The 13422-nt window shown below is 58.2% G+C and carries 12 protein-coding genes; 2 read left to right on the plus strand and 10 right to left on the minus strand.

All coding sequences use genetic code 11. The features are described from left to right. Positions 1 to 10: 10 nt before the first annotated feature. The 6 genes from C8N45_RS07570 to C8N45_RS07595 form a co-directional block, all read right to left on the minus strand. On the minus strand, positions 11 to 1003 hold the full coding sequence (locus C8N45_RS07570; protein WP_108385602.1) for an ABC transporter substrate-binding protein: 993 nt from the start codon (positions 1001 to 1003) through the stop codon (positions 11 to 13). A gap of 22 nt (positions 1004 to 1025) precedes the next feature. Next, positions 1026 to 1865, minus strand: a complete 840-nt coding sequence (locus tag C8N45_RS07575) for an ABC transporter permease (RefSeq protein WP_108385603.1) — start codon at positions 1863 to 1865, stop codon at positions 1026 to 1028. Further along, positions 1865 to 2785, minus strand: a complete 921-nt coding sequence (locus tag C8N45_RS07580) for an ABC transporter permease (RefSeq protein WP_108385774.1) — start codon at positions 2783 to 2785, stop codon at positions 1865 to 1867. The genes C8N45_RS07575 and C8N45_RS07580 overlap by 1 nt, the downstream gene beginning before the upstream one ends. 48 nt (positions 2786 to 2833) lie before the next feature. Further along, positions 2834 to 3613: an ABC transporter ATP-binding protein gene (locus C8N45_RS07585; protein ID WP_108385775.1), complete on the minus strand. Its 780-nt coding sequence runs from the start codon at positions 3611 to 3613 to the stop codon at positions 2834 to 2836. A gap of 49 nt (positions 3614 to 3662) precedes the next feature. Then, positions 3663 to 5117, minus strand: a complete 1455-nt coding sequence (hydA, locus tag C8N45_RS07590; RefSeq protein WP_108385604.1) for a dihydropyrimidinase — start codon at positions 5115 to 5117, stop codon at positions 3663 to 3665. 77 nt (positions 5118 to 5194) lie between these two features. Then, a complete protein-coding gene (locus C8N45_RS07595) occupies positions 5195 to 6445 on the minus strand; it encodes a Zn-dependent hydrolase (RefSeq protein ID WP_108385605.1) in 1251 nt (416 codons plus the stop codon). A gap of 169 nt (positions 6446 to 6614) precedes the next feature. On the opposite strand from C8N45_RS07595, the gene C8N45_RS07600 reads away from it, so the two are divergent. Next, positions 6615 to 7223, plus strand: coding sequence for a TetR family transcriptional regulator C-terminal domain-containing protein (locus tag C8N45_RS07600; RefSeq protein WP_108385606.1), 609 nt, complete (start codon positions 6615 to 6617; stop codon positions 7221 to 7223). A 252-nt stretch (positions 7224 to 7475) separates the two neighbouring features. On the opposite strand, the gene preA is transcribed toward C8N45_RS07600, so the two are convergent. The 4 genes from preA to C8N45_RS07615 form a co-directional block, all read right to left on the minus strand. After that, complete coding sequence (gene preA / locus C8N45_RS07605) at positions 7476 to 8780, minus strand: NAD-dependent dihydropyrimidine dehydrogenase subunit PreA (protein WP_108385607.1); 1305 nt, start codon at positions 8778 to 8780, stop codon at positions 7476 to 7478. Position 8781: 1 nt separating this feature from the next. Beyond that, a complete protein-coding gene (locus tag C8N45_RS07610) occupies positions 8782 to 10116 on the minus strand; it encodes an NAD(P)-dependent oxidoreductase (protein WP_108385608.1) in 1335 nt (444 codons plus the stop codon). 384 nt (positions 10117 to 10500) lie between these two features. Further along, positions 10501 to 10662, minus strand: a complete 162-nt coding sequence (locus tag C8N45_RS23175; protein WP_168769423.1) for a hypothetical protein — start codon at positions 10660 to 10662, stop codon at positions 10501 to 10503. A gap of 216 nt (positions 10663 to 10878) precedes the next feature. After that, complete coding sequence (locus C8N45_RS07615) at positions 10879 to 11754, minus strand: LysR family transcriptional regulator (protein WP_108385609.1); 876 nt, start codon at positions 11752 to 11754, stop codon at positions 10879 to 10881. A 100-nt stretch (positions 11755 to 11854) separates the two neighbouring features. Here C8N45_RS07615 and C8N45_RS07620 point away from each other — a divergent pair, with 100 nt between their 5' ends. Further along, positions 11855 to 13354 carry a CoA-acylating methylmalonate-semialdehyde dehydrogenase gene (locus C8N45_RS07620; protein WP_108385610.1) on the plus strand — a complete coding sequence of 500 codons (1500 nt, stop codon included), beginning with the start codon at positions 11855 to 11857 and terminating at the stop codon, positions 13352 to 13354. The last annotated feature ends 68 nt before the right edge of the window (positions 13355 to 13422 follow it).

The raw sequence follows: 13422 nt of genomic DNA on the forward strand, positions 1-13422 counted from the left end.
CTGTTGTTTGTTACTTCAACGCGGCGTCAGTGATCGCGCTGGTCCACGCGCCCACAGGTTCGGCCGAGATCACGGGGTCAGACCCGCCTGCCAGCAAAGTTTCAACGGTGCGCTGGTAGTCGGCTTCGTCCAGTGAACCGTCCGATCCGGCTGTCAGTTTGGCGATCTCATTCATCATCCGCACTTGTGCGGCCTCTGACTGCGCGCCGGTTTCATCGTTGTCCAGCACGATGCCTGCGGCCTCTTCGACGTTCTCCTCGGCGTATTTCCAGCCTTTCATGGAGGCGCGGACAAAGCGGACCATCTTGTCAACAAAGACGGGGTCCTCGAGGTTCTCTTCCAGCGCATAGATGCCGTCTTCCAACGTTGCAACGCCCTGATCCTCGTATTTGAACGTGACCAGTTCGTCGGGGTTCACGCCCGCATCCAGCACCTGCCCATATTCGTTATAGGTCATGGTCGAGATGCAATCTGCCTGCCGCTGCAACAGCGGATCGACGTTGAAACCCTGTTTCAGGACCGTGACCCCATCTTCGCCGCCATCGGTGGAAATTCCCTCTTGGCTCATCCATGACAGGAACGGATATTCATTGCCAAAGAACCAGACCCCAATCGTCTTGCCTTTGAAATCTTCGACAGATGTGATGCCGGTGTCTTTCCAGCAGGTCAGCATCAGGCCGGACGTCTTGAATGGCTGTGCGATGTTGACCACGGGCAGGCCCTTTTCACGGGCCGCCAGCGCGGAAGGCATCCAGTTCAGCATCACGTCAGCGCCGCCCCCGGCAAGCACCTGCGGTGGGGCAATGTCGGGACCGCCGGGCAAGATCGTAACATCGAGCCCTTCTTCCTCATAAAACCCTTTGTCGAGTGCCACATAGTAGCCCGCAAACTGGGATTGCGTGACCCACTGCAATTGCAGTGTGACCGAATTGGCGTGCCCGTCCGCCTGGGCTGTCCCGCCCAAGCCAGCTGCCAGTGCCGCCGCCATCAGTAATTTCTTCATCTTTGACCTCCAAGTCGGTTTGTTATCTTTGTGACGGGTGCCAGAAGGTCACCCGTTTTTCGGCAAATGCCATCGCCCCGTAAAATGCGGACCCCGCCAATGCTGCGACGATAATCTCGGCCCAGACCATATCCATGGCAAGCTGTCCCACTGAGGTCGAGATGCGAAAACCCATCCCCACTGTGGGTGAGCCGAAAAATTCAGCCACAATCGCCCCGATCAGGGCCAGAGTGGTCGCAATCTTGAGCCCGTTGAACACAAACGGCAGGGCTGCGGGGATGCGCAGCTTGATCAGCGTCGGCCAGTAGCCCGCCCCGTAGGTGCGCATCAGATCGCGCTGCATGGCCGATGTGTCGCGCAACCCCGCCAGCGTATTCACGAGGATCGGAAAGAACACCATGACCGCCACAACCGCCGCCTTTGACTGCCAGTCGCTACCCAGCCATTTCACGAAAATCGGCGCGGTACCCACGATGGGCAGGGCCGCCATAAAAGCACCAACCGGCAGAATGCCACGGGTCAGAAAGGCGGACCTGTCCGCAAGAATGGCCACGGCAAAGGCGGCAAGCGTTCCCAGCACATAACCGACCAGCGCGCCCTTCAGGATCGTCTGTACAAAGTCGGCCCACAGCAGCGATAAGGACCCTGCAAAGCGCAGCGCAATATCTGTGGGGGCCGGCAGGATGATGGGGCTGATCTCCAGCATCTGCACCAGCACCTGCCAGATCGCAATCAGGGTGATCCCGAATATCGCCGGGATGGCAAGGCTGATGGCCGGGCTGTCGGCACCGTCTGTGTGGGCCAACCGGCTGTTCACCCACCAGCCAGCAGCCCAGATGATGCCTGCCAAGAGATACGCCATCAGACCGCCCCCATGCCCATGCGGCGCAGGGTCTGACGCTCGACCAAGCTTAGGATTGCAACAAGTGCCGCCGCCGTAATCGCTGCCGCAAAAAGCGCCGCCCATGTCACCAGCGGCTGCCCGTACTGGTCGCCCACAAGCATCCGTGCCCCAAATCCTGCCCGCGCGCCGGTTGGCAGTTCGCCCACGATTGCCCCAACAAGCGAGGCCGAAACCCCGATCTTGAGCGAGGCAAAGAGATAGGGCATCGATGCGGGCAGGCGTAGTTTCCAGAATCCTTCGCTGTTGCTGGCATTGTAGGTGCGCATCAGATCAAGCTGCATCGCGTCAGGACTGCGCAGGCCCTTCACCATGCCAACAACAACGGGGAAAAAGCTTAAGTAAGCCGAGATGATCGCTTTGGGCAGCAGCCCCTGCACGCCAATTGATCCCAAAATCACGATGATCATCGGGGCCAGTGCCAGTATGGGAATTGTCTGCGATGTGATCGCCCACGGCATGACGGATTTATCCATCGTGCGGTTGTAGACAATCCCCACGGCGAGCAGGATGCCCAGCCCGGTGCCCATCGCGAACCCCAGCAGGGTTGCCGAAAGCGTCACCCACCCATGATAGACAAGACTCCGTTTGGAGGTGATCTTCTTGTCGATGACCGTATCATAAAGTTCAACCGCCACCTGATGCGGCGAAGGCAAGCGTGGCCTTTCCAGCGTGTAGGTCAGCGGAATGATCGCCGGGTTTTTCAAAGCCAGCACCAGCCCGGAATAATCCTGCCGGGCGGCGGGCGTGTCAGGGCTAAGGATCATGCCATCACGCTGCGCCTGATCGGCGGTCAGATGCGCATTCATCGGAATAACGCAAAGCGCCCAGAATAACAGGATCGCGGCGACAACCGTCAGAATTGGCACAATCGACCTCATGCGCAGCCCCTGACTTTCTTCGTCCAATCAAACTTCCGCCGGAGGCTCCTACCCATCAACATGCCCCGCCCGCAGCCCATCGCGCACGCGGTGGGCAATCTCGATAAACTCGGGACTATCACGGATGTCCAAAGGGCGCTCCCGTGGCAGCGGGCTGTCAATCACATCCGAAATCCGGCCCGGACGGGGCGACATCACCACAATCTTGGTCGACAGATAGACTGCCTCGGGGATCGAATGGGTGACAAACGCAATCGTCTTTTCAGTGCGCGCCCAAAGCTGCAAAAGCTGTTCATTCAGATGGTCGCGCACAATCTCGTCCAGAGCGCCAAAGGGCTCGTCCATCAGCAAAATATCCGCGTCAAACGCCAGCGCCCGCGCGATGGAGGCGCGCTGCTGCATGCCGCCAGACAGTTGCCACGGAAATTTCTTTTCAAACCCGGCCAGATCGACCAGTTCCAGCACACATTTGACCCTGTCAGCCTGTTCAGCCTTGTCAAATCCCATGATCTCCAGCGGCAGCCTGATATTGCCGCCAATCGTGCGCCAGGGATACAGGCCTGCGGCCTGAAACACATAGCCGTAAGCACGCGCACGCCGCGCCTCGTCCGGCGTCATACCGTTGACGTTGATCTCACCACCCGTGGGCGTCTCCAACCCGGCGATGCAGCGCAGGAATGTCGTCTTGCCACAGCCGGAAGGGCCGATAAAGCTGACGAAGTCACCCTTGTTGACGTCAAGATTTACATCCTTGAGCGCATGGACAGGCCCATCGTTGGTCTGAAACGTCAGGTTCAGGCCGGTCGCACGTATCGTCGGTTGCGCCATCAAATTTCTGTCTCCGTGGCGTGCGGCGTCCTGCACCTCTTCTTCACGATCAAACACCGGTTGCCGGAATCCCTGTACGTTCAACGGGCCGTGGGGCAGTCAGTTCTTTCCATGATGAAAGTGCTTTGTTTGTCGCCCCGTTGCCTGCGCGCTTCACGAACTCACCGTGGCCTTCCTGTGTGCGCATTTCACCGTCATGCACCGCCACATGGCCACGGGTCAGGGTAAAGCGCGGCAGGCCTTTGACCGTTTGCCCCTCGAACACGTTGTAGTCGATGGCAGACTGTTGCGCGCTGGCCTGAATGGTTTTTTCTTTTTCCGGGTCCCAGACCACCAGATCAGCATCGGCACCGACCAGAACAGCGCCCTTGCGGGGATAGCAGTTGAGGATTTTCGCAATGTTCGTCGATGTCACCGCCACAAATTCGTTTGGGGTCAGGCGGCCCGTGGCGACACCGTGAGTCCACAGCATCGGCATCCGGTCCTCCAATCCACCAGTGCCATTGGGGATTTTCGTGAAATCACCCACGCCGTAACGCTTTTGTTCGGTGGTAAAGGCACAGTGATCCGTCGCCACGACAGACAGCGACCCGGCTTGCAAGCCCGCCCACAGGCTATCCTGATGTTGCTTGTTGCGGAACGGGGGTGACATGACACGGCGGGCGGCATGATCCCAATCCTTGTTGAAATACTCGGACTCGTCGAGCGTCAGATGCTGGATCAGCGGCTCACCCCAGACCCGCTTGCCTTGCTGGCGGGCGCGGCGGATCGCTTCATGACTTTCTTCGCAGGATGTATGCACCACATAAAGCGGCACACCGGCCATGTCGGCGATCATGATCGCACGGTTTGTGGCCTCGCCTTCGACTTGTGCGGGGCGGGAGTAGGCGTGCGCCTCTGGCCCGGTATTGCCAGCGGCAAGAAGTTTGGCCGACAGTTCCGCCACGACGTCGCCGTTTTCGGCGTGGACAAGTGCGATGCCGCCCAATTCGCCCAAACGGCTGAAGGATGCGTACATCTCGTCATCATTTACCATCAGCGCACCCTTGTAGGCCATGAAGTGCTTGAAAGTGTTGATGCCATGGTCGTTGATCACGGTCGGCATCTCGTCAAACACCTTTTCGCCCCACCATGTAACGGCCATGTGGTAGGAATAATCGCAACTGGCGAGGGTGGATTTATTGTGCCACGTTTTCATCGCATCAACGAGGCCCTGCCCCTGTCCGGGCAGGACGAAATCGACGACCATCGTAGTGCCACCTGACAGGGCCGCCCGCGTACCGCTTTCGAAATTGTCGGTCGAGTAGGTGCCCATGAAGGGCATTTCCAAATGCGTATGCGGATCAATCCCCCCAGGCATGACATAGCAGCCGGTTGCATCCAGCTGCTCATCACCCTGCAAATCCGGCCCGATCTCGATGATCTTGCCGCCGTCAATCAGCACATCCGCCTTATAGGTCAGATCATGGGTGATGATCGTGCCGTTCTTGATGACCTTTGTCATGGAAGTCTCCTTTTCGTGGCCCTTCTTATGGCCAAAAATATCCCGGGGGAGGCCCGAATGGGCCGGGGGCAGCGCCCCTAGTTTACAACCTCGGCCGTCTCGATCACCGCATGCATCAGCACATCCGTGCCCGCGGCAGCCCATTGCGGCGAAATCTCTTCCGCCTCATTGTGGCTCAATCCGTCGACACAAGGGCACATGACCATGGCAGTAGGATAGAGGTCATTGATCCAGCAGGCATCATGGCCCGCACCGGACACGATATCCATGTGCGCGTAGCCTAACCGTTCGGCGGCGTCGCGCACGGCCTTGACGCAGCCCTCGTCAAAGGCGGGCGGGTCGAACTGGCCTACGATTTCGGCCTCGAACGTGACGCCTATATCTTCACACAGTTGCGGTGCGCGCGCCATGAGTTCGGTAACCATGCCGTTCAGCTTGTCCAGCAGGTGTGTGCGCATATCGATCGTAAATACAACCTTGCCGGGGATGATGTTGCGGCTGTTGGGATAGACGTCAATGTGGCCGATTGCGCCGACAGCATTGGGCTGGTTCTTCATCGCGATTTCGTGCACCAGTTCGGTGACCAGTGCCAGCCCGCGACCTGCGTTCTTGCGCATTTGCATCGGGGTTGATCCTGTGTGGCTTTCCTTGCCTGTGACCGTACATTCGATCCAGCGCAGGCCCTGCCCATGTGTTACAACGCCGATATCCTTGCCTTCGGCTTCCAGGATCGGGCCCTGTTCGATATGCAGTTCAAAGAACGCGTGCATCTTGCGGTCGCCGACTTTTTCCGTGCCTTTCCAGCCGATACGCTCCAATTCATCGCCAAAGCGCTTGCCGTCGGCATCAACCCTGTCATTGGCCCATTCCAGCGTGTGCTTGCCTGCAAATACGCCCGAGGCGAGCATCGCAGGCGCATAGCGCGTACCCTCTTCATTGGTCCAGTTGGTCACCACAATCGGGTGCTTTGTCTTGATATCCAGATCGTTGAGTGTACGCAGAATTTCGAGGCCGCCCAGTACGCCCAGCACCCCGTCATATTTGCCACCTGTCGGCTGCGTATCAAGGTGCGAGCCGACATAGACGGGCAGCGCGTCAGGGTCGGTGCCTTCGCGCCGGGCGAACATATTGCCAATTTCGTCCACGCCCATGGTGCAACCTGCCGCCTCGCACCATTTCTGAAACAAGTGGCGGCCTTCACTGTCTGCGTCCGTTAGGGTCTGGCGGTTATTGCCACCCGCGACACCGGGGCCGATCTTGGCCATCTCCATCAGGCTGTCCCATAGCCGTTCGCTGTTAATCCGTAGATTTTCTCCGATCGCGACCATGAGACGGTTCTCCTTATGTACCGGTTTATATTTGACCAGTTGGTCAAAGTGAGGCTAGCAGAGGTCGGAGGTGTGTCAAGGATTTTGCGGGCACCCGTGGCCTATTGCATTGACATTTGCCTCATTTTTGGGCGTGACATCTGCCAAGGAATAGGGACCCATAGGCCGTATGAATAAACCGGAAACACGCATCCAGAAAAAGAACCAGTCAGCGATCCTTGCGGCGGGGCTAAAGGTCTTTTCACAATATGGTTTTCATGGCTCAACTCTTGACAAGATCGCAGACGAGGCGGGGCTGTCAAAGCCGAATATGCTTTACTATTTCTCTTCCAAGGATGCGATTTACAAGGCCCTGCTGGCGCGCCTTCTGGAAAGCTGGCTTGAGCCCGTGACACATATCGACCCCGCCGGTGATCCAGTGGAAGAATTGGTCAATTACGCCAAGCTGAAACTCACGATGAGCCAGCATTACCCCAATGAAAGTCGCCTTTTCGCCAATGAAATCATTCAAGGCGCGCCGCAGATCGGGGATGTTTTGCGCGGCGAATTGCGCACAGTGATTGACCAGTTGGCCCATGTGATTGACGGCTGGGTTTCTGCGGGCCGGATCCAGCCGGTTGACCCTTATCATCTGGTGTTCTCAATCTGGTCAATGACCCAACATTACGCTGATTTCGATGTGCAGGTCCGCGCCATTCTGGGCGACCGTGACCCGATGGCCGGGGCCGAGATGCATATCGAAAACATGCTGCGCCGGATGCTCACGCCTGAACCATAGGGCCCGCAAAGCGTTATGCGTGCAAAGGAAAGCGACACATCAGCGGGCCTGTAACCGCCCGGGTGGTGATATTTGGGTCGGCGCTGACGCGGGTGATTTTTGCAGGCCAGACGGATCAGGCTATCATCCCGCATAATTTCAGATCAGGATGATAACGTATGGGTCAACGGCGTAATGGACGCGGTGCGTGATGCACGCACGTCCATTGATGTTGCGAAAAACAGCATCGCAATACAGGACGGTTGGGAGCCGCTACTCTGCCGCGACTGCGCCGGGATTGTTGGGGTGGGTTGTCCAGTTGGCGTAGTCGGCCTCGACGGTCTTGCCGGTGCGTGGATCGACCGTGCCCGGTTCCATCGGGACCATGCTGATACACCCTTCGACGGGGCAGACCTCGACACACAGGTTGCAGGCCACGCATTCGGAATCGATCACGCTGAACGTCCTGTCGTCCGACATGGCGATAGCTTGATGTGATGTGTCTTCGCAAGCCGCATAGCAGCGCCCGCAACTGATACAGTCGTCTTGGTTAATGGATGCTTTGGCCACGTAATTCAGGTTCAGATACTGCCAATCGGTCACATTGGGCACGGCGGCCCCCATAAAGTCCTGAATACTGACGTGGCCCTTTTCGTCCATCCATTGCGACAGGCCGCTGATCATTTCCTGAACAACCTTGAAGCCATAGGTCATGGCCGCCGTGCAGACCTGCACATTGCCGCAGCCCAGCGTGATATATTCGGCCGCGTCGCGCCATGTTGTGACCCCGCCGATGCCGCTGATCGGCAGGCCTTGGGTTTCGGGGTCGCGCGCGATTTCTGACACCATCGACATGGCAATCGGTTTGACCGCAGGCCCGCAATAGCCGCCATGTGAACCCTTACCGCCGATGCTGGGCTCGGGTGACATGGTATCGAGGTCAACCGAGACGATCGAATTGATCGTGTTGATAAGCGAGACCGCATCAGCGCCGCCGCGTTTTGCCGCTGCCGCTGGCTTGCGGATGTCAGTGATATTGGGGGTCAGCTTCACGATGACCGGCTTGGAGTAATACTGTTTGCACCAGCGCGTGACCATTTCGATATATTCGGGCACCTGACCAACGGCGGCACCCATCCCACGCTCGGACATGCCATGCGGGCAACCAAAGTTCAGCTCGATCCCGTCGGCGCCTGTCGCCTCGACCTTCGGCAGGATGTCCTTCCAAGCCTGTTCTTCGCAAGGCACCATGATCGACACGATCAGGGCACGATCAGGATAGTCTTTCTTGACGCGGGTAATCTCATCAAGGTTGGTCTGCAGGTCACGATCTGTAATCAGTTCGATGTTGTTGAGGCCCAGCACGCGCCGGTCGGCCCCGTGGATCACCCCGTAACGGGGGCCATTGACGTTGACCACAGGCGGACCTTCGGATCCCAGCGTTTTCCAGACGACGCCGCCCCAGCCTGCTTCGAACGCGCGGCGCACGTTATATTCCTTGTCGGTTGGCGGGGCAGAGGCCAGCCAGAACGGGTTGGGTGAAGTGATGCCAAGAAAGTTGGTTGTCAGGTCAGCCATATTAAACGCTCCCGTTCAGAGTTGCATGAATATCCATCGCGGCGTCGCGCCCTTCGGCGACCGCCGTCACGGTCAGGTCATCGCCACCTGCGGCGCAATCACCTCCGGCCCAGACGCCCGCGCGGCTGGTGCGGCCATGTTCATCGACAGCGATCTTGCGGCCCTCCAGCGTCAGCCCGCCATCGCTTGTCAGGGTCTGGCCGATGGCGCGGAAGACCTGATCAGCCTTCAGCCGGACGGTTTCACCGGTGCCGGACAGTTTGCCGTCGATGGCGCTGGTATATTCCAGTTCAATCTCGGCCACCGCGCCATTGCCATGGATCGCCTTGGGCTGGACATTGAACAGCAGTTGTACCCCATGCGATGCGGCCAGATCCTGCTCGTAGCGGCTGGCACTCATCGCGTCGCGGCCTCGGCGGTACGCGATTGTCACCTGTTCGGCGCCCAGCAGTTTGGACTGGACCGCTGCATCAACGGCCGTCATGCCACCGCCGATCACAACCACGTTGCGGCCGATTGGCAGCATGGTCAGGTCGCTTGCTTGGCGCAATTCTTGAATGAACGACACGGCATCAGTGACGCCGTCCTTGTCGTTGCCGTCGACGCCCATTGCATTCACGCCACCAAGGCCGACTGCCAGAAAGACGGCCGCAAAACAGCCAACCAGATCATCCATCTTCAACTGATCGCCCAAGGCCATTCCATTCTTGATCTCGATCCCGCCGATAGAGACAAGCCACTCCACCTCGGCAGCGGCAAAATCGTTGGTCGATTTGTAAGCGGCGATGCCATACTCATTCAGCCCACCCGGTTTGGGCATGGCATCATAGACAGTCACATCGTTGCCCAACATGGCAAGCCTGTGCGCACATGACAGGCCCGCAGGGCCCGCACCCACAACGGCGATCTTTTTGCCGGTGCCGGGCGCGCGCTCATAAGGATGAATGCCCTTGGCCATCAATGTATCAGTTGCATAACGCTGCAGACGGCCAATTTCGACCGGCTTGCCCTCGGCCATCTCACGCACGCAAGCCTGTTCGCACAGGTCTTCGGTCGGGCAGACACGGGCACACATCCCGCCAAGGATGTTCTGGTCAAAGATCGTCTTTGCAGCAGCTTCCGGCGTGCCGGTGCTGATCTGGCGAATGAACAACGGAATGTCGATGTCGGTGGGGCAGGCCGTGATGCAGGGCGCATCGTGACAGAAATAGCAGCGGTCGGCGGCGACGGCGGCTTCATGCGGGGCCAGTGGCGCATGAAGGTCTGCAAAATTCTGGACGAGCGCATCGCCGCTCAGGCGGGCTGGCACGACACCGGGTGTATATTGGCTGTTCATGATGGCTCCCGTTGGTTCGTTTGTTGCGAATCATCTTGGCACAGATTTTTATTTTATCAAATGGTAAAAAATGGGCGGTTTATGTACGGGGCATTTGCCGCCTGCGATCAGACCAATGACTTCTTATGGCCAAAAATATCCTGGGGTCCGGGGGCAAAGCCCCCGGCCGGTCGGTTTGCGTCGCAAGGCGAAGCAAAAGGTCCCGCCCTCAAAGCCTATCACCGCACGACGGTGGGAGAATCGTGACAATATGCCCGGTTGAGGATCCGCATCACCTCATTTCAAAATTCAGCGGCTCCGGATGACCGGTAAACTGCGTTACCGTGCCAAGAAGCGAATCCTAACCTTGCCAATCGTCGCCAGTTGCAAAGCGCAGGTAACAGGTTACGCGGGGCACCAGCACCCTGAGAAACGCCCCGCCATGCACAAATGCCCCAAAATGGGCTCTCCGGTTACGCTGTCAATCACGGTCAGATAGTCACTGCCGCCCAACGGTGTCTTGAACTGCAACGGAAAGACGGCAGGCAGCCCGGTACGGTTCCACATCTACCTTTGCGGCAAGGAGGCATCGTCGGCTCGTGCCATCCGTTGGTCGGTCAGAACCTTAGCCAGTGCAAATACCGCACACAGGCGGAATAATGTCTCAAGTGGGCCTGTCATACTGTACCTGAGCTATGCGTTGGTTCGATGCCGTTCTTGCGGCGGATCAAAAGCTGCTTCAACCCTACAGCGTTTCGCGAAACGCTGTAGGCCGCGCAACTGTCATGCCGAAAGCGTTGTCTGGACCTCTTTCACTGCCTGCTGCAACAATGGCAGAAACCGTTTCATCCGCCTGAACTGCATCTCATCCCTGCGGATGCTTACGTAATATTGACGCGCAATGGCAAAATCGGGGTGTAGGCGGGTCAGCCCGTAGTCATGGCGCAGTGAAAAATCATGAAGCAGCCCGATCCCTGCGCCTGTTTTCACCCATTCCCACTGCACCACGGCAGAGTTTGAACAAAGCGACGGCTCCCGGTGCCGAAAGGCGGGCGGAATATCAAGCGCGGGGTCAAGCTGATGCTCGGTTACGAATGATATCAGGGGAATATCAGTCAGCGGCAATCCACCAGCCATGCGCGCGGCCAGATCATGCGATACCCCGAAATGAAGCTCATAGCAGGATAGTTCCTGACAGTGCAGGGCCTTTGATGACAGCGGTGTCACGGTAATCATCACGTCAACATCGCGCTTGTGGATATCAAACCGTTCCGATGCGGTCAGGATATCAATGGCCAGATCCGGATGTGCCTTGGTGATCCGCGCGCAGGCATGGGGTAGCAGAAAGGTGGCACAGCCATCGGGTGCGCCAATCCGCAGTTTGCCGGTCAATTTGTCCTGCCTGCCAAGAAAATCACCCTCCGCATCGCGCAGGGCCGTTTCAATGCTTTGCGCGTAGACAAGCAACCGCTGGCCATCATCGGTCAGCGCATAGCCTTTGGGTGATTTGGCAAAAAGTGCAGCACCAAGCTGGTCCTCCAGTCGCTGGATTTTACGTCCGATCGTGGCCGGGTCCACCTGCATCGCCCGCGATGCCGCAGTGATGCTGCCGCCGCGGGCGACGGACAGAAAAATCAGCAGATCATCGGCGTTTCGCATCTATACCTGAAAATTTGCAAAGTCGATCAGTGATCTTTCCCGTAGCCGAACTGCGCTTTGAAGTCTAGTAATGCCCGCAACATGAAAAGAGGAGGACGTCATGCAAGAACTGACCCACTACATCAACGGCGCACATGTCAAAGGGACTTCTGGCCGGTTTGCCGATGTCTATAATCCAGCAACGGGCGAAGTGCAGGCCAAGGTGCCGCTGGCAAATGCTGCTGAAATGGAGGCAGCCGTCGCCGCCGCCCAAGCCGCCCAGCCTGCGTGGGGTGCAGTCAACCCGCAACGCCGCGCCCGCGTGATGATGAAATTTGTCGACCTGCTTAACCGCGATATGGACAAGCTGGCCGAAGCCCTGTCCCGAGAGCATGGCAAGACCCTGCCCGATGCCGCAGGCGACGTTCAGCGCGGGCTGGAAGTTGTCGAATTCTGCATCGGTGCGCCACATCACCTGAAGGGGGAATTCACCGACAGTGCGGGCCCCGGCATTGATATGTATTCGATGAAACAGGCGCTGGGCGTGACAGCGGGCATCACGCCCTTCAACTTTCCCGCGATGATCCCGATGTGGATGTTTGCACCTGCGATTGTCTGCGGCAACGCCTTCATCCTCAAACCATCCGAACGTGACCCATCGGTCCCCCTTATGCTGGCCGAACTGATGGAAGAAGCTGGCCTGCCCAAAGGTGTTCTGCAGGTGGTCAATGGCGACAAGGAAGCTGTTGATGCGATCCTGCACCATGATGTGATCCAGTCGGTCGGCTTTGTGGGCTCGACCCCGATTGCGCAATATATCTACGCAACGGGATGTGCCAACGGCAAGCGGGTGCAGTGTTTTGGCGGTGCCAAGAACCATATGATCATCATGCCTGACGCGGATATGGATCAGGCCGCTGATGCGCTGATCGGTGCCGGTTACGGTGCTGCGGGCGAACGCTGCATGGCGATTTCTGTCGCGGTGCCCGTTGGCGAGGAAACCGCTGACCGTCTGATCGAAAAGCTGGTACCGCGGATCGAGGCGCTGAAGGTCGGCCCCTATACATCGGGCAAGGACGTGGACTACGGCCCCGTTGTGACCGCCGCCGCCAAGGCCAACATTGAACGTCTGGTGCAAACCGGCGTTGATCAGGGTGCCAAGCTTGTCGTCGATGGCCGTGGGTTCAGCCTGCAAGGGTATGAGGATGGTTTCTTCGTCGGACCGCATCTGTTCGACAATGTGACCCCCGACATGGACATCTACACCCAAGAGATCTTTGGCCCTGTCCTGTCCACTGTTCGCGCGAAAACCTATGAAGAGGCTATCGGGCTTGCCATGGACCATGAATATGGCAACGGCACCGCGATCTTTACCCGCGACGGCGACGCCGCCCGCGATTTTGCGGCCCGGATCAATATTGGGATGGTTGGTATCAATGTGCCAATTCCTGTGCCGCTGGCCTATCACACATTTGGTGGCTGGAAAAAATCCATGTTCGGCGATCTGAACCAGCACGGGCCGGACAGCTTCAAGTTCTATACCCGCACCAAGACGGTCACATCGCGCTGGCCATCCGGTATCAAAGAGGGCGGCGAATTTTCAATTCCTGTCATGGAATAACAAAGACCCGGAACGCCAAGCCCTCCATGATTGTCTGAATGATCGTGGGGGGCTGCGACGACCAGGTT

Source organism: Yoonia sediminilitoris (assembly GCF_003058085.1).
Lineage (GTDB): Bacteria > Pseudomonadota > Alphaproteobacteria > Rhodobacterales > Rhodobacteraceae > Yoonia > Yoonia sediminilitoris.

What these genes read in the sequence shown, in the direction of transcription:
- C8N45_RS07595 (WP_108385605.1), bottom strand. Translation starts at nt 6,445, where the DNA reads ATGGTCGCGATCGGAGAAAATCTACGGATTAACAGCGAACGGCTATGG.
- preA (WP_108385607.1), bottom strand. Translation starts at nt 8,780, where the DNA reads ATGGCTGACCTGACAACCAACTTTCTTGGCATCACTTCACCCAACCCG.
- C8N45_RS07620 (WP_108385610.1), top strand. Translation starts at nt 11,855, where the DNA reads ATGCAAGAACTGACCCACTACATCAACGGCGCACATGTCAAAGGGACT.
- hydA (WP_108385604.1), bottom strand. Translation starts at nt 5,117, where the DNA reads ATGACAAAGGTCATCAAGAACGGCACGATCATCACCCATGATCTGACC.
- C8N45_RS07580 (WP_108385774.1), bottom strand. Translation starts at nt 2,785, where the DNA reads ATGAGGTCGATTGTGCCAATTCTGACGGTTGTCGCCGCGATCCTGTTA.
- C8N45_RS07585 (WP_108385775.1), bottom strand. Translation starts at nt 3,613, where the DNA reads ATGGCGCAACCGACGATACGTGCGACCGGCCTGAACCTGACGTTTCAG.
- C8N45_RS07615 (WP_108385609.1), bottom strand. Translation starts at nt 11,754, where the DNA reads ATGCGAAACGCCGATGATCTGCTGATTTTTCTGTCCGTCGCCCGCGGC.
- C8N45_RS07570 (WP_108385602.1), bottom strand. Translation starts at nt 1,003, where the DNA reads ATGAAGAAATTACTGATGGCGGCGGCACTGGCAGCTGGCTTGGGCGGG.
- C8N45_RS23175 (WP_168769423.1), bottom strand. Translation starts at nt 10,662, where the DNA reads ATGTGGAACCGTACCGGGCTGCCTGCCGTCTTTCCGTTGCAGTTCAAG.
- C8N45_RS07575 (WP_108385603.1), bottom strand. Translation starts at nt 1,865, where the DNA reads ATGGCGTATCTCTTGGCAGGCATCATCTGGGCTGCTGGCTGGTGGGTG.
- C8N45_RS07600 (WP_108385606.1), top strand. Translation starts at nt 6,615, where the DNA reads ATGAATAAACCGGAAACACGCATCCAGAAAAAGAACCAGTCAGCGATC.
- C8N45_RS07610 (WP_108385608.1), bottom strand. Translation starts at nt 10,116, where the DNA reads ATGAACAGCCAATATACACCCGGTGTCGTGCCAGCCCGCCTGAGCGGC.